14 protein-coding genes, 1 pseudogene and 1 riboswitch are annotated in these 15,464 nt (G+C 70.0%); of the genes and pseudogenes, 7 read left to right on the top strand and 8 right to left on the bottom strand.

Features of this window, described 5'->3' with window-relative positions; all coding sequences use genetic code 11:
* Positions 1-24 precede the first annotated feature (24 nt).
* Both CRP55_RS01605 and CRP55_RS01600 read left to right on the top strand, forming a co-directional pair.
* Positions 25-534, top strand: coding sequence for a GNAT family N-acetyltransferase (locus CRP55_RS01605; protein WP_097317640.1), 510 nt, complete (start codon positions 25-27; stop codon positions 532-534).
* Positions 534-1,001 (top strand): hypothetical protein, encoded by a 468-nt coding sequence (locus CRP55_RS01600; protein ID WP_179854976.1) that lies wholly within the window; start codon positions 534-536, stop codon positions 999-1,001. The genes CRP55_RS01605 and CRP55_RS01600 overlap by 1 nt, the downstream gene beginning before the upstream one ends.
* On the opposite strand, the gene CRP55_RS01595 is transcribed toward CRP55_RS01600, so the two are convergent.
* The 5 genes from CRP55_RS01595 to CRP55_RS01575 form a co-directional block, all read right to left on the bottom strand.
* A complete protein-coding gene (locus CRP55_RS01595; RefSeq protein WP_097317639.1) occupies positions 937-1,941 on the bottom strand; it encodes a GNAT family N-acetyltransferase in 1,005 nt (334 codons plus the stop codon). The two genes, CRP55_RS01600 and CRP55_RS01595, sit on opposite strands and share 65 nt — an antisense overlap.
* Positions 1,923-2,900, bottom strand: a complete 978-nt coding sequence (locus CRP55_RS01590; protein ID WP_143234362.1) for a GNAT family N-acetyltransferase — start codon at positions 2,898-2,900, stop codon at positions 1,923-1,925. The genes CRP55_RS01595 and CRP55_RS01590 overlap by 19 nt, the downstream gene beginning before the upstream one ends.
* 242 nt (positions 2,901-3,142) lie before the next feature.
* Entirely contained in the window at positions 3,143-4,429 is a 1,287-nt protein-coding gene (thrC, locus tag CRP55_RS01585; protein WP_097317637.1) for a threonine synthase, read from the bottom strand.
* 12 nt (positions 4,430-4,441) lie between these two features.
* A riboswitch (SAM riboswitch) is annotated at positions 4,442-4,575 on the bottom strand.
* A 101-nt stretch (positions 4,576-4,676) separates the two neighbouring features.
* Positions 4,677-6,032 (bottom strand): IS607 family element RNA-guided endonuclease TnpB, encoded by a 1,356-nt coding sequence (gene tnpB / locus CRP55_RS01580; RefSeq protein WP_097317636.1) that lies wholly within the window; start codon positions 6,030-6,032, stop codon positions 4,677-4,679.
* Positions 6,033-6,126: 94 nt separating this feature from the next.
* On the bottom strand, positions 6,127-6,714 hold the full coding sequence (locus CRP55_RS01575) for a TetR/AcrR family transcriptional regulator (RefSeq protein WP_097317635.1): 588 nt from the start codon (positions 6,712-6,714) through the stop codon (positions 6,127-6,129).
* Between the two features lie 100 nt (positions 6,715-6,814).
* On the opposite strand from CRP55_RS01575, the gene CRP55_RS01570 reads away from it, so the two are divergent.
* Positions 6,815-7,570 carry an SDR family NAD(P)-dependent oxidoreductase gene (locus CRP55_RS01570; RefSeq protein WP_097317634.1) on the top strand — a complete coding sequence of 252 codons (756 nt, stop codon included), beginning with the start codon at positions 6,815-6,817 and terminating at the stop codon, positions 7,568-7,570.
* A gap of 345 nt (positions 7,571-7,915) precedes the next feature.
* Positions 7,916-9,511, top strand: coding sequence for a methyl-accepting chemotaxis protein (locus CRP55_RS01560; RefSeq protein WP_245922733.1), 1,596 nt, complete (start codon positions 7,916-7,918; stop codon positions 9,509-9,511).
* Positions 9,512-9,517: 6 nt separating this feature from the next.
* Here the strand turns inward: CRP55_RS01560 and CRP55_RS01555 are convergent, their stop codons facing one another.
* Positions 9,518-10,159, bottom strand: coding sequence for a GNAT family N-acetyltransferase (locus CRP55_RS01555; RefSeq protein ID WP_097317633.1), 642 nt, complete (start codon positions 10,157-10,159; stop codon positions 9,518-9,520).
* 49 nt (positions 10,160-10,208) lie between these two features.
* The gene (locus CRP55_RS01550; RefSeq protein WP_245922732.1) at positions 10,209-10,592 is read right to left on the bottom strand and encodes a Uma2 family endonuclease; all 384 of its coding nucleotides are present in this window, start codon (positions 10,590-10,592) and stop codon (positions 10,209-10,211) included.
* A gap of 333 nt (positions 10,593-10,925) precedes the next feature.
* Between CRP55_RS01550 and CRP55_RS01545 the strand changes: the two genes are divergently transcribed.
* The 3 genes and pseudogenes from CRP55_RS01545 to CRP55_RS01535 all read left to right on the top strand — a co-directional run.
* Positions 10,926-11,903: an ATP-binding cassette domain-containing protein gene (locus CRP55_RS01545; RefSeq protein WP_097317632.1), complete on the top strand. Its 978-nt coding sequence runs from the start codon at positions 10,926-10,928 to the stop codon at positions 11,901-11,903.
* The gene (locus tag CRP55_RS01540; RefSeq protein ID WP_097317631.1) at positions 11,900-12,910 is read left to right on the top strand and encodes an ABC transporter permease subunit; all 1,011 of its coding nucleotides are present in this window, start codon (positions 11,900-11,902) and stop codon (positions 12,908-12,910) included. The genes CRP55_RS01545 and CRP55_RS01540 overlap by 4 nt, the downstream gene beginning before the upstream one ends.
* A gap of 83 nt (positions 12,911-12,993) precedes the next feature.
* Positions 12,994-13,212 (top strand): annotated as a pseudogene (locus CRP55_RS01535) (DUF3263 domain-containing protein); the annotation flags it as partial.
* On the opposite strand, the gene CRP55_RS01530 reads toward CRP55_RS01535, so the two are convergent.
* Complete coding sequence (locus CRP55_RS01530; RefSeq protein WP_245922730.1) at positions 13,209-15,410, bottom strand: AAA family ATPase; 2,202 nt, start codon at positions 15,408-15,410, stop codon at positions 13,209-13,211. The pseudogene CRP55_RS01535 and the gene CRP55_RS01530 overlap by 4 nt on opposite strands.
* Positions 15,411-15,464: the final 54 nt, after the last annotated feature.

Below are 15,464 nucleotides of genomic sequence, written 5' to 3'. Positions count from 1 at the left end.
TGGTCGACGGGTAGTCAGGACCACATGGACAGCTGGAGCGTGCACCGGGTCACCGTCGGCGACGCGGCCCGGATGCGGGCTCTGCGGCTGGAGATGCTCGCCGACAGCCCGCTCGCCTTCCTCGAGACGCTCGCCCAGGCCGCCGCCCGGTCGCACGAGGGCTACCGCCAGCGCATCGCCCAGTCCGCCGCCGGGGACGAGGTCGCCCAGTTCGTCGCCGATCCCGGGCCCGGCCGGCGGCTCATCGGCCACGCCGGCGGCACCGTCGCCCACGACGGCTCGCCCGAGACCGTGGTCTTCGCCGTCTATGTCACCCCGGCCTACCGGGGCGGCAAGGTCCTGCCCGAGCTGATGGAGGCCGTCTTCGACTGGTCGCGGCGGGCCGGGCGGCGCCGGACGATGCTCGAGGTGGTCGTCGGCAATGACCGGGCCGTCCGGGCGTACGAAAAACTCGGTTTCGAAGACACCGGCGAGCGCGTGCCCCACCCGGTGCTGCCCGCGCTCACCGAGCTGCGCATGCGCCGGCGGATCTGATGGCCCGGCGGCATGTGGCGCGCAGCCTGATCACCGCGGTGAACGGCACCACCGCGGTCGGCCTGATCGTCGCCAAGCTGGGCGGGGCGAAGCTGCGCCGGGGTCGTGACGGCGTGCTGATCGCCGAGGGATACCGGCTGCGGGTGCCGCCCGCGACGTGCTTCACCGTCGGCTCAGTGATCATGACGAGGCGTACGGCCGACTGGTTGCTCTCGGAGGAGAAGCAGGCGCTGTTCGGTCACGAGAGCAACCACGCCACCCAGTACGCGGTGCTCGGCCCTCTGTTCTGGCCGGCCTACTGGGTGGCCTGCGGTTACTCGTACGCCATGTCCCGCACCTACGGCTCGCGCAACGTTTTCGAGCGGATGGCCGGCCTGGAGGCGGGCGGATACCGGCGGCACGTCAGGCGACGGTCTTCTGCCACTGGATCGTCGACTCCACCGGCTGGAAGCCCATCGCGCGATTGACCCGCAGCATGTGCTCGTTGCTCGCCGCGTTGAACGTGTCGATCACCTCGGCCCGCGGCTCGTTCTCCCGGACGTGCCGGAGGTTCTCCAGCTTGACCAGCAGCCCGAGCCGGTGGCCCCGGTGCTCCGGGTCGACCAGCGTGATGTTCTGCCAGACCTGCGCCGGCTTCTCGTTCTCGACCGCGATGGTGGTGACCGCCACCAGCCGGCCGGCGTGCAGCGCGCCGGCGTGGTAGCTGGTGCGCCCGCGCCGCAGCCGTGACCGCTCGTCCTCGCGGATCCGGTCGGCGTCGACCTTTTCGGCCTCCCAGGCCAGGTCACCGACGGGCGCGTCGCCGACGAGGCGGCCCTGCAGGTAGGCCACGTCGTCGATGATCTCGTCGGGCGCCACACCGGTCCACCGCACCAGCTCGTAGCCGCCGGCCCGCGCCCGCGCTTCGGCCAGCAGCCCGTCGAGGTGTGCCTGGTCGAGGGTGCGGATGTCGAGCCGGCTGCGGATCTCCTCGAGCCCGGCCGTGGCGCCCATCGCGGTGGCGAAGGCGCCGCCGTCCGGATGCCGCTGCACGGTCGGCCCGATGAGGTGGCGGCGGCCGAGCGCGTGCGTACGCGCGACGGCCGCCTCCCACAGCGCCCGCCCGACACCGTGCCGCCGCGCCGAGGGCAGCACCGCGATCCCGATGTTGACCGTGTCCAGGTTGTCGTCCTGGGACATGTCCAGTTCCATCAGCCCGACCGGCTTGCCGTCGAGAAGACCCAGGCTGCGCTCGTACGTGTAGCCGGGCCACCCGTTGGCCTGGGCGACCCGATAGCCCTCCAGCGTGGAGAACGGGATGTCCGGCTGGTCGTGCTCCTGGCAGACCCGGGCGATCTCGTACGCCGTCTCCACCGCCCCGCCGAGCGGCTCGACCCGCACCCGCCCGCTCACAGGTCGTGCTGCCATTCGGTGGAGATGTCGACCGCGCGGAAGCCCAGCGCCCGGTTGATCCGCAGCATGTACTCGTTCTGCGAGGCGTTGAACGTGTCGATCGCCTCGATGCCCGGCCGATGGCGCCGGACGTTGTCGAGGTTGGCCAGTTTCACCAGCATGCCGAGCCGGTGGCCGCGGTGGTCGGGATCGACCAGCGTGGTCTGCTGCCAGGCCTGCGCGGGCTGGGCCAACTCGCCCGCGATGACCGTCCAGGCGACCACCTTGTCGCCCCGGAGCGCGGCCGCGCAGTAGCTGAGCCGGCCGCGTTTCTGCCGGGCCAGCTCGTCCGCGCGGAGGCGCTCGGCGTCGATCTTCTCCGCTTCCCAGGCGATGTCGCCGGTCGGCGCGTCGGCCATCAGCCGGCTCTCGAGATAGGCCACGTCGTCGATGATCTCGTCGGCCGGCACGCCGAGCCAGTCGATCACGCGGTAGCCCTCGGCGTGAGCCAGCGCCTCCTCGCGCAGCTTCGCGTGGTGGGCCGCGTCGATCCGGGTGAGGTCGAGCCGGCTGCGCGTGTCCTCCAGGCCGGCCACCGCGCCCATCGCCGTGGCGAAGGCCGTTCCGTCCGGGTGTCTGTCCACGGTCGAGCCGATCAGGTGCTTTCGGCCGTGCGCGGCGCCCCGTTCGAGCATGCGCTGGTAGAGGGCACGGCCCACGCCCTGGCGCCGGTGCTCCGGCAGCACCTCGAGCAGGATCTCGGCGCTGGACAGGTTGTCCAGTTGGAACACTTCCAGTTCGAGGTAGCCGACCGGCTCGCCGTCGAGCAGGCCGAGGTACCGCTCGAACTCCAGGCCCGGTGGCGGATGGATCAGTCCCGCTTTGAAGGCGTCTTCGGTCATGAAGGGAATGTCGGGAACGTCGTGCTCGTGAACGGCCCGGCGGATCCGGTACCCGTCGGCGGGAGAGTCGAAAGGCTCGATCGATACACGCATGGCCGCCACCCTTCCGGGCGACGGCCATGAACGCGAACGAATTTGGTCGGGAGAACGGACGCACACCGCCTCCGGCAGTGGGTCGTTGGGTCCCTCGAGAGATTGTCGCCAAGCTCGAGAGTGAGGGACCGCGTACGGCGTCGCGCCCTCCCGCGTAGAGCATCCTGCCGACCCGGAGATCTGTTCGCAAGTCCTCGCGGGATGGAATTCTCACTTGCTGGCAGATTGCCGACTACACAGCGTTATCCGAGCAGGCCGGCCTCGCGCGCGCCCTTCAGCGACGGCTTGATCGTGTGAGTCGGCCCGACCTGGCCCGCGACCGCGTCCAGGGTCTTGAGCCCTTCGCCGGTGTTGTAGACGACGGTCTCTTTCTCCGGGTCGAGCTTTCCGCTCTCCACAAGCTTCTTGAGTACGGCGACAGTGGTGCCGCCCGCGGTCTCGGCGAAGATGCCGGTCGTCTCGGCCAGCAGCCGGATGCCGGCCCGGATCTCGTCGTCGTCGGCGTAGTCCATCCAGCCGCCGGTGCGCTTGACTGCCTCGATCGCGTACGCGCCGGCCGCCGGGTCGCCGATGTTCAGCGACTTCGCGATGCCGGTCGGCTTGACCGGGATGATCTCGTCGGTGCCCTTCTGGAGCGCGGTGGCGATCGGGTTGCAGCCGGCCGACTGCGCGCCGAAGACCGTCCAGCCACCCTCGGGCGCCTCGGCCAGGCCGATCTCGACCAGCTCGCTGAACGCCTTGTCGACCTTGGTCAGCAGCTCGCCGGAGGCCATCGGGATGACCACCTGGGCCGGGATGCGCCAGCCGAGCTGCTCGGCCACCTCGTACCCCAGCGTCTTGGAGCCCTCGGCGTAGAACGGGCGCACGTTGACGTTCACGAACGCCGTGTCCTCGAACTCGTCGGTCTCCACGAGCTCGCCGCAGAGCCGGTTCACGTCGTCGTACGAGCCCTCGATGGCCACCAGCTCGCCGCCGTATACAGCGGTGGTGATGATCTTGCCCTGCTCGAGGTCGTGCGGGATGAAGACGATGCTGGGGGCGCCGGCCCGGGCCGCGTGGGCGGCCACCGAGTTGGCCAGGTTGCCGGTGGAGGCGCAGGCGAAGCGGGTGAAGCCGAGCCCGCGGGCCGCGGTCAGCGCCACCGAGACGACCCGGTCCTTGAACGAGTGGGTCGGGTTGGCCGAGTCGTCCTTGACGTACAGGGGCGCCCGCAGGCCGACCGCGGCGGCCAGAGCCGGAGCGCTGACCAGCGGCGTCAGGCCGGGATCGAGGGTCACCCGGGTGGCCGGGTCCTGCCCGGCCGGCAGCAGCGCCGCGTAGCGCCAGATGTTCTGCGGGCCCGACTCGATGTCGGCCCGGGTCACCCGCGCGAGCGCCGCCTGGTCGTAGGCGACCTCGAGCGGGCCGAAACACTCGTAACAGGCGTGCTGGGCCACCAGCGGGTATTCGGCGCCGCAGGCACGGCACACGAGACCCTTGGCGGGCGAGGTGGTGGTGGTAGCACTGGGTGCACTGACGGTAGACGTCATCGAGGCCTTTCCCTCTCATCTTTCCCCGCGGCGACCTGCCGGCCAGGGACGGAATTAGCACCTGCCGCGCTCGGCCTCGTCATCGAGACTGCGTGGTGGTTGCCGGGGCTTCATCGGGCCGTTCCCTCTGCCCCTCTGGATGAGGTATTCAGTTGTTGTCCCAACACCTTACGACGAAATCCCGCAAAGTAGCTCGCGGGTTCCCGAGGTGTGAGCCAGACCGTAGCCGCTGGGTGAGCTTTGGCGCTCATGCGGCTGTCCTGCCTTTCGGCCGGACAGTCCCGGTCTGACCCGCCGGGGCGGTGCCGGGTTGACGCTTCACGGCCTCCTGCCTCGCGGGCGAGGTCTTCTGGATGGCTCCACGTCCTGCCACCGGGCCACTCCCGGCGGTGATCAACTCAGCCGTCAGCGCGGCGAGATTGCGTGCGGCGTTCAGATCCCGGTCAAGAACCAGGCCGCACAAGGTGCACTTGTAGGTGCGCTCGCGCAGGGTGAGCTTGGTTTTCACCGCACCGCACGCTGAGCAGGTCTTACTCGACGGATACCAGCGATCGGCGACCAAGAGCCAACCGCCGTTCCACTCGGTCTTGTACGCCAACTGCCGGCGGATCTCACCGAACCCGGCATCCGCAATATGCCGGGCGAGACGTCGATTCTTCAGCATCCCGGCGACGCTGAGGTCCTCGACCACGATCGCGGTGTGGTCGCGGGCGAGGCGGGTGGTGAGCTGGTGCAGGCCGTCGCGGCGCAGGTTCGCTACCCGCGCATGGGCTTTCGCGAGGCGCCCTGAGGCTCGTTTCCACCGGTTCGACGGCTTCTGCCGCGTCCGCCGGTCGGAGCCTTGCTTACGCGACAATGCCCGGCCGAGCGCCCGCAACCGCGATCGGGCCGCATCGAAATGTCTCGGGTTGGGAACGAGTTCACCCGTGGACAGCACCGCCAGATGCTTGATGCCGACGTCCACGCCGACCACCGACTCTGGCCGGGCGGCCGGGATCTCACGCTCGATCTCGACGGTGAACGCCACGAACCACCGCCCGCCGTCGCGGCGGACGGTTGCCGACATGATCCGCGCGGTGCCGGCCTCGAGGCGGCGGGCCAACTTTCGCGCGGACTCGTGCAGTTTCAGCCGGCCCAGCCGCGGCAGCACCACGTGCATCCGATCGGGCTCGACCCGGATCGTCCCCGTCGTGAAGCGAATCGACGGGGTGCAGCGGTGACGGGACTTGAACCGGGGGAACCCGCACTTCCTACCTACGCGCTTGCCGTTGCGGGAGTCGGACCAGTTCTTCAGCCCACGGGCGAGAGCGTCCAGGCCGGTGTTGAAGGCTTCCTTCGACACCTGCCGCCACCACGGCGCAACCACCTCCTTCTCGGCGTTCCAAACCTTCCGCAAAGCGGGCAACGACCAGCCCATCCGCGGGGTCAACAGCTCGTCGTCCACGCCGTAGGAGCGTTCCGCCGTCCGCTGGTCCATCACGGCTTTCACCCGGGCGAGCGCCCAATTGTGCGCCTTGCGAGCTGCGCCGGCATGCGCGAGAACCGATCGTTCCTGGCTTGGAGTGAGGTCGAGCGCGAAGCGGTACGCCTGTATCGACTTCATCACTCACCCCGCTTTACGCCGCTTCGAGGCCAGTATCGGTCCGGGGTGCGACATTCTCGGATAGGGCCCCAGCTGCGCGCACGCCAGAGAGCGTTCAGTGATAACGGGCGATCATCGTACGGACGGCCTCGGTGACCGCTTTCTCATTCGCGGCCGCGCCCGGCGCCCAGTCCGTGAGCAGCAGCGACGGCCAGAACACGAAGTTGGAGATCATGCCGAGGAACTGCGTGGCGGCCATCTCGGGATCGTCGATCTTCGCGTCGGACAGGTAGCTGCGTACCGACTCGAAGTAGGGCATCTTCCCCCGGCTGAACTGGGCCTCGCCCAGCTCCGGGAAGCGCGGCAGCTCGGCGATCACGATCCGGAAGAGCGCGGTCATGCCGGGCCGGGTGAGCAGCTCGACGTAGCGGCGGCCGATCGCCGTGAGCCCCGCCTCCAGGTCGTCGAGCGGCAGCTCGGGACCGCCGGCGTCCTCGACCTGCCATGACTCGGTGACGATCGCGTCGAAGAGCGCGGCCTTGGTCGGGAACTGCTTGAACAGCGTGGCCTTGGAGACCCCGGCCGCCTCGGCGATCTTGGCGAGCGACGTCCCGTCGTAGCCGGCCGCGAGGAACAGGCCGGTGGCCGCGTCCAGAATCGCCGCGCGCTTCTGCTCGGCGATCCGCTGGTGGTACGTGCTCATGCCCTCAGTATGCCGAATAGCGAGGTGAGTCACTTGACTCACCATGTCTGACAATGGTGAGGTGAGTCGGTCAGCTCACCACCGAGTCGAAGGAAACCTCATGCGCTTCACCGACCACACCGTTCTGATCACCGGCGGCACCGGCGGGATGGGCGAGAGCCACGTCCGCGCCTTCCACGCCGAAGGTGCCAACGTCGTCATCGGCGGCACGGCCACCGGATCGGCCAGGGCCACCGAGCTCGCCGAGGAGCTGGGAGCCCTTCCAGTACGCCTCGACGTCACCAGTGAGGACGACTGGACGACCGCCGTGGCCGCCGCCGAGAAGGCGTACGGAAAAGTCACGATCTTGATCAACAACGCCGGAGCGCAGAACCCGGCCACACCGATCGAAGCCACCGGCCGAGCCCTCTGGGAGCGCACCTTCGCCGTCAACGTGACCGGCCAGTTCCTCGGCATCAAGGCGGTCACCCCGGCGATGCGGCGAGCGGGCGGCGGCGCCATCGTCAACATCGGATCGACCATGGCGTACGGGGGCACGGCCCTCTACGCGTCCTACACCGCCGCCAAATGGGCGCTGCGCGGCCTCACCCGCAGCGCCGCCCTCGAACTGGGCCGCGACAACATCCGCGTCAACGCCCTGCACCCCGGCGTCATCGCCACCAAGCTCATCACCGAGCCGGCCGAGCCCGGCGGCCGCCCGATCGCCGACTTCTACGACCCTTCCCCGTACGCGATCCCCCGCCTCGGCGAGCCCGCCGACATCACCGCCGCCCTGCTCGACCTGGCCGCCGCCCGCTTCACCACCGGCACCGACGTGGTCGTCGACGGCGGCCTCCTGCTCGGCCCGGCCCTCTGACATGCCCACCGACGCCGCGATCCGCCGCGCCCTCGAACTGACCCCCGCGTCACCCACCCGCGCCCGGATCATCGACATCACCACGACCGGCCGGTCACCGACTCGGACGAGCGCCGCCGGGTCTTCAGCGCGATCGTCGACGACCTCAACCAGCCCAGCAATCCCGGCACCATCGCCCAGCCGGCCCACCTGGACGACTGGCTGCGCCTGAGCCGTCTCGTCGAGGTCACCTTCCCCGGCTGACTCCGGTCCTCACCTACTGGCAACCGGGGAGTGCTGCCGCGGCGCGAGCCGCATGCCGATCTCCGCACTGTCTGATATTTCGGCGGTGACGGGGAGTTCCGGATGGTGGACGAGATGGGCTCGGCCCGGCGGGGTGGGCTGCGGCGGCTGGTGGCCGACCGGCGCGTCGGCACGAAGGTCATGGCCGCGGTCGGCATCGTGGCGGTCATCGGCGTCGCCGACGGGCTGTTCGCGCTGGATCGCCTCGGCGCCATGAACGAGCAGGTCAAGACCGGTTATCAGATGAGCCAGCAGCTCAACACCATCGGCAACCTGCGCGCGGCGGTCAACCGCTCGTGGCTCGCCATGGACGACTACCTGCTGGCCACGAACGACACCGACCGCGCCACCGCGGACCAGGCCCTCACCACGGCCGAGAGTGAGGCCACCGGCTACGCGAAGGCCTACCAGGGCTTCCCCCTCGGCGCCGAGGCCGCCACGACGATCGTCTCGTTCGAGGCGGACTGGAAGAAGTACGCCGAGCTCGTCGACGACCGTACGGCGCTGAAGGACATCGACGCGGCCGACATGGCCGCCGTGAAGAAGTCGGTCCGGGCCGACCTGACCTCCCTGGCCGACCTCTCGGTCGAGGCCGGCGCCGACGAGCAGGCGACCGCCGAGGCCAGCTACCACTCGACCAAGTGGTGGGTGATCGCCCTGCTGATCGCCGGCGCGGCCGTCGGCCTGGCCCTCGCCGCCGGGATCGCCCGGATGATCGTCAAGCCGCTGTCGCGCTGCGTGGCCGCGCTCGACCGCATCGCCCAGGGCGACCTCACGGCCCGGGTGCACGTGGACAGCGCGGACGAGGTGGGCCGCATGTCGGCGGCGCTCAACGACACCGCGGAGGCGATGGGCGGCATGGTCGGCCGGATCACCACGAGCTCGTCGCTGCTGGCCGAGGCCTCGGAGGAGCTGTCGGCCGTGTCGCTCCAGCTGTCCGCGTCCGCCGAGGAGACCTCCGTGCAGGTCGGCGCGGTGTCGGATGCGGCCGGTCAGGTGTCGTTCGGCGTCCGTACGGTCTCCGACGGCGCCGACGAGATGGGCCTCTCGATCCGGGAGATCTCCAACAACGCCAACGAGGCGGCCGGTGTCGCCGCCGGCGCCGCCCAGGCCGCGGAGTCGACGAACGCCAGCGTCGCCCGGCTCGGCGCGGCGTCGGCCCAGATCGGCTCGGTCGTCGCCATGATCACCTCGATCGCCGAGCAGACCAACCTGCTCGCGCTGAACGCCACCATCGAGGCGGCCCGGGCCGGCGAGGCCGGCAAGGGTTTCGCCGTGGTCGCCAGCGAGGTCAAGGACCTGGCCCAGGAGACGGCCCGGGCCACCCAGGAGATCACCGCGCAGGTGTCCGCGATCCAGGCCGAGAGCGGCACCGCGGTGGCCGCGATCCAGGAGATCGGCAAGGTCATCGCGACCATCAACGACTACACCACGACGATCGCGGCCGCGGTCGAGGAGCAGACCGCGACCACCGCCGAGATCTCCCGCAGCGTCGGCCACGCGGCCGAGGGTGCGGCCAGCATCGCCGACACGATCGCCGGCGTCGCCGAGGCCGCCCGCCACGTCACCGAGGGCGCCACCGAGACACAGCAGACCGCCGCCGAGCTGGCCGACACGGCCGCCAAGCTTCAGGCCACGGTGGCCGCGTACCAGATCTGAGCCCTCTCACAGCCCCACCATCGGCCGGCAGGCCGGCACCCCTTCGACGTCGAACGGGGGCCGGACCTGCCCGGCCCAGCCCTCCCGGGTGAGCCGCAGCCGGTCGGACACCAGAGCCTCCCCGTCCCGGGCGTCCACGGAGATCCCGTCCCGCACATAGCCGAGCTTGCGCGACACCCGTTGCGACGCGTGGTTGTCCTGAAACACCTCGGTCAGCGCGGCCTCGGCCCCGAGATGATCGAAAGCCAGCGTCAACAGGCCGCTCCGGGCCTCGGTCCCGTACCCCTGCCCTTGATGCTCCAGCCCCAGCCACGACCAGGTCTTGACCTCACGGACCACCGCGAAGTCCCGAGCCCGGAGCCCGACCAGCCCGATCGGCTCCCCACCGCGGAACACCCCGAACCCGAGCTCCCAGTCCTCGGGCCGCCACGAGGCCAGAGCGCCCCAGTGCCCCCGCAGGACGGCCCGCTCCCGGTCCTCGGCGCTCCCCTCGGTCCACGGCGTGAGAAACGGCCGCTCCCCGTCCCGGTGAACCCCTTCACCGGCCAGCCGCGCCAGCCGCCCCAGCTCTTCCTCACGGGGAAGCCGCAACTCCACCCGCTCCCCGGAAAGACGAAGCCCGAACGGCGGCCAGAGATCGGAATCCATCCCCAGATCCTCCCGGCCACCCCGATTCGACGTCACCGCCATGGCGCTCCTATAAGTCAGGAGCCGTGCTCAACAGCCAGGCCAGCGGCTGAACACCCTCGGCCTCCAACTGGTACTCACGGGTGACGCCATCGAGGTGATGACGGTGAACGGTCGTTACGCCGTCCCTTTCGACGACCCAGTAGTTCGGGATCCCCGCCTTGGCGTATTCGATCTTCTTGACCACCCGGTCGACGACCTCAGAGCCTTTAGACACGACCTCTACGGCGAGCAGCAGCCCGGCCGTGCCCGCATGGCTCGATCGAGCCGGGCGCGGCGGCTGGCCCTTGGCCCACACAGTGAGGTCCGGCACTCGGCCGCCACCGACGTCGATGCCACAGTCCGTCACTACTTGTTCCGGGCCATAGCCGTTGATCAGGAACCAGGCGAACATCCGCGAGACCAACAGTGCGCGTTCGGGGTCGGCGGGGGCACGACGGACAACACTCCCTCAGGGCTGAGTTCGTAGCGATGGTTCTCATCGGCCGCAGCCATCACCGCAAGGTCATCCAACGTCACCTGCGCCGGCATCCCAGCACCCACAGCCTCGGCGCTCATCATGCCTCCCTCAGCAGTGCACGTTCCCCACCCGCCGTACCCCACCAACGTACCGGCCCGAACGACCTCGGAGGGCAATCACCACTCGGAGTGGATTTGCGGCTGCGGACGGTCACTGGAATGGCGGAAGGGCTTCGGGATATTGACGGGGGTGCCTAAAGTCTCGCGGGTGACTGCCGTTTTGGAGATTGCCGGGCTGCAGAAGACCTATCGCAGCCGCAAAGGGACGCGAAAGGCGCTCGACGGGTTCGACATGGTCGTCGAGGCGGGTCAGGTGCATGGCTTTCTCGGGCCCAACGGGTCGGGAAAAACCACCACGTTGCGGACGCTCCTGGGGCTGATCAAGCCCAATGGCGGCCGCATGGCGATTCTCGGCAAGGAGGTTCCGCGGCATCTGCCGGAGACGGCCGGGCTGGTCGGGGCGATCGTCGAGAGCCCGCAGTTCTTCGGCAATTTCAGCGCCCAGGACACGCTGTCGCTGCTGGCCGACGCCGGCAACGTGAAACGGCAGCGGGTGACCGAGGTGCTGGAGCTCGTCGGGCTTCGTGATCGCGGCAAAGACCGGGTGAAGACGTATTCGCTCGGCATGAAGCAGCGCCTCGCGGTCGCTTCCGCTCTGCTCAAGCAGCCGAAGCTGCTGATTCTCGACGAGCCCGCCAACGGCCTCGACCCGGGCGGCATCCGGGAGATGCGCTCGCTGATGCGCAACCTGGCCGAGTCGGGCATGACCGTCGTGCTGTCCAGCCACATTCTCGGCGAGATCCAGCTGATCTGCGACGAGGTCACCATCATCTCGGCCGGGCGCCGGGTCGCGTACGGCTCCGTCTCCAGTGTTCTGGCCGGTCACGGCAGCGGGAAGACGAAGGTGCGGCTCGAGCCCGGCGTCGACATGCGGGCCGCGGTCGAGATGCTGCGGGCCAACGGCGCCCAGGTCACCGTCGAGGTCGACCACTTCACCGTCGGCAACGCCGGCAACCCGGCGCAGATCACCCGGATCCTGGCCGAGCGGCAGATCTACGTCAGCGAGCTGACCCCGGTCTCGGCCGACCTGGAGAGCGTCTTCCTGGAGCTGACCGGCACCGCGCCGGTCGAGGGGCAGAACCGCCAGGTGGATCAGACCGCGAGCGTCGGAGGGTGGGGACAGTGAGCCTCTACAAGGCGGAGACCCGGCGGCTGTTCAAGCGCCGCTTCACCAAGCTTTTCCTGCTGGGCGCCGTGGCTGTGCTGGCCGCCGTCGCCATCGGCATCTTCTTCTCCAACCAGAAGGTCGGCCCGGAGCAGATCGCCGCGGCCAAGGCGGACGCGCAGGCGCAGTTGGAGCGGGACGCCCAGCAGACCGAGAAGGACAAGGCGTCCTGCGAGGCGGCCAAGGGCACTCCGCAGGCGGGCAACTGGCCGCCCGACTGCGAGCAGCTGACCCCGCCGAGCCAGGAGAACTACAACTACGAGTGGTACATGCCGCCGACGTTCATCCTGCGGGAGAGCTTCCCCGACATGGCGACCACCCTGGCGGCGCTGCTGGCGCTGGCCGCCTTCATCATCGGCGCGTCCTTCGTGGGCGCCGAGTGGAGCAGCGGCGGCATGATGAACCTGCTGCTGTGGCGGCCGCAGCGGCTCAAGGTGCTGGGCACAAAGCTGCTCACCCTGCTGCTGTCGTTCACTGTCATCACCGTGGTGGCGTCGGCGATCTGGACCGGCGTCTTCTATCTGATCGCGGAGGCTCGCGGCAGCACCGACAGCATGACCTCGGGCGTCTGGCAGTCCTTCGCGATCATGGAGCTGCGCGGGCTGGCCCTGGTGCTGGTCGCGGGGGCGGTCGGGTTCGGGCTGGCCTCGCTGGGGCGGCACACGGCGATGGCGCTGGGTGTGACGATCGGCGCGGTGATCGTGTTCCAGTTCGGACTGGGTGTGGTGCTCGAGCTGGCCAAGGTGAAGTTCGTGCAGGCCTATCTGATCCCGGCCTGGATCACCGCCTGGATGAACAAGGAGGTCACGATCCAGGACTACAACTCCTGTGACTTCTCCTCGGTCAACGGCTGCCAGCCGGCCGAGCTGACATTGACCTGGCCGATGGCGGCCGCTCTGCTCGGGGGCGTTTTCGTTGTTGTCACCACTGCCGCAATGTGGACGATGCGTAGTCGAGACATCACGTGACGTAAGAGCTTATGCTGACGACCATGTCCGACGAGCAGCCCGCCATCCCGGCGCCCCGTGAGCCGGACAGGTCTGAATTGTCCGAGCGTGATCGCGAGATCCTCTCCTTCGAAGCCCGCTGGTGGAAACACGCGGGCTCCAAGGAGCAGGCGATCCGGGACACGTTCGAGCTCTCCTCGACGCGCTACTACCAGCTGCTGAACGCCCTGCTCGACAACCCGGCGGCCCTCGAACACGATCCCGTGCTCGTGGGCCGCCTCCGTCGTCTCAGATCCACCAGGGCCCGCACCAGAAGACGTTAAGGCCGGTGCGTTTCCGCGTACGCCTCGAGCCAGGCGACCTGGGTCGGGTCAAGTGACGCCCGCACCCGTCGCCGAGCGGCCGCCACGTTGCCGGCCGTGACCGTGGTCGCCTCCAGCGAGTCCCGCATGGCCGCCAGCGCCGCCTCGCGGATCAGTGCCGCGCAGTCGGCCGCCGAGAAGCCCTCCAGCTCGCCCGCCAGGACTTTGAGATCGACCGCTTCGTCCAGCGGCACCGCCTTGGCCGACGCCTCCAGGATCGCGGCGCGCGCGTCGGCGTCCGGCGGCGGCACGTAGACCAGCCGTTCCAGCCGCCCCGGCCGCAGCAGGGCCGGGTCGATCAGGTCGGGCCGGTTCGTCGCCCCGATCACCACCACGTTGCGCAGGTCTTCCACCCCGTCGAGCTCGGTCAGCAGGGCCGCCACCACCCGGTCGGCCGTGCCGCCGTCGGTGGCCTGCCCGCGGGTCGGTGCCAGCGCGTCGACCTCGTCCAGGAAGACCAGCGTGGGCGCCGCCTCACGGGCCCGGCGGAACAGCTCCCGTACCGCCCGCTCGCTGTCGCCGACCCACTTGCTCAGCAGCTCGGCGCCCTTGACCGACAGCACGTTGGCCTTGCCGGTGCCGGCGATCGCCTTGACCAGATACGTCTTTCCGCAGCCGGGCGGCCCGTAGAGCAGGACGCCGCGCGGCGGCGAGACGCCGAGCCGGGCGAACGTGTCCGGATAGGTCAGCGGCCACAGCACCGACTCGGTGAGCACCTGCTTGACGTCGGCCAGGTCGCCCACGTCGTCGAGGGTCACGGCGGCGACCTCGAGCGTCGAGTCGGCCATCGAGGTGGGCCGCACGACGTCGAGCGCGCCCTCGAAGTCGGCCATCGTCACGGTCGGCGACTCGGCGTCCTTCTGGCGCAGCGCCGCCCGCACGCCGGCCTCGCGGGCCAGCGCTCCGAGGTCGGCCGCGACGAAGCCCGGTGTGCGGCCGGCGATCTCGTCGAGGCGTACGTCCTCGGCCAGCGGCACGCCGCGGGTGAGCACCCCGAGTTGCTCGCGGCGGAGCGCCTGGTCGGGCAGGGGCACGGCCAGCTGGACAGCGAGCAGGTCGGGCGCGCGCAGCGACGGGTCGACCGACTCGGGACGGCTCGTCGTGCAGACCACGGCCGCGCCAGATCGGACGACCTCTTCGAGGACCTGGCGGAAGACAGTGGCGATCGGCTTGGGCTCGTCGCGCGGAGCGAGCGCGTCCACGTCCGAGAACAGCAGAACGGCCGGTCCGCCGGAGCGGGCATCGCGCGCCAGCTCGCGCAATCGGGCCGCGGCCGAGTCGGCGGCCAGCGCGGCCAGCTCCGGCGCCCATGTGGGCAGGACCCGCGCGCCGACCTGCGCCGCCACGGCCCGTACCAACGCGGATTTCCCTGATCCGGCGGGACCCGAGATCAGCACGCCCAGCGAGACCTTGGTGTTGAGCCGGGCCAGCACCTCGCCGTGGTGGAAGCCGAGGTCGAGCAGTTCCTGAAGCTCCTTGGCCTGGGCCCGCAGCCCGGGCAGGTCGTCGATGCTCGGCGGCGGCACGTCGGGATCGGTCGAGGCGGGCTCCTGAGCCCGCACGGCCGGACCGGGCACGGGCGATGAGCTCTGCCCGTCCTGCCAGCCGACCACCGTGTCCATGGTGACGACCGCGGCTTCGGCCCCCTCGACCGCGACGACCGTCAGCAGAGCTGTCGTCCACTGGTAGCCGAGCCGGTTGCGCAGGTTGCGGCCGATGTCCTGCACCGGCGGGCGCTGGCCCTCGCGCAGCGGCACGTCCTGCGGGTAGAGCGAGACGTTGTCGCCCTCGCTGAGCACCTTGCCGAGCAGGGCCAGGCGCAGGATCTCGGGCGAGACCAGCGCGACCACGTCGGCCGGGCCGGCCAGCGTGACCCGGCGCGCGGCCACCGCCGGCAGCTTGGCCACGGTGACCCGGGCGCCGTCGCGGATGCCCAGGTTGCCCAGGGTGAGGTCGTCGGCGTAGAGGAACTCGCGGCTCGCGGACGCCTCGGCCTTGGCGGCCAGCGCCGCGGTCGTGCGGCTGCCGGTCAGGCGTACGGGATCACCGGGGTTGATCGTCAGGGCCGTCATGACCGCCGGATGCAGCCGGACCACACCGCGGCGGTTGTCGAGAGCGGCCAGCCGGAGGGTCGCCGTCAGCGTGAGTTCTTCGTCCACCGGGACCACGCTATCGTCCGATCGCTCCTGAGAGGTTTCACAGCCGCCGCTCAG

The sequence above is a fragment of the Paractinoplanes atraurantiacus genome, from assembly GCF_900215205.1.
GTDB classification, from domain to species: Bacteria; Actinomycetota; Actinomycetes; order Mycobacteriales; family Micromonosporaceae; genus Actinoplanes; species Actinoplanes atraurantiacus.
Note: the sequence above shows the minus strand (reverse complement) of the source record. Positions and strands in the feature narration are given on the sequence as shown.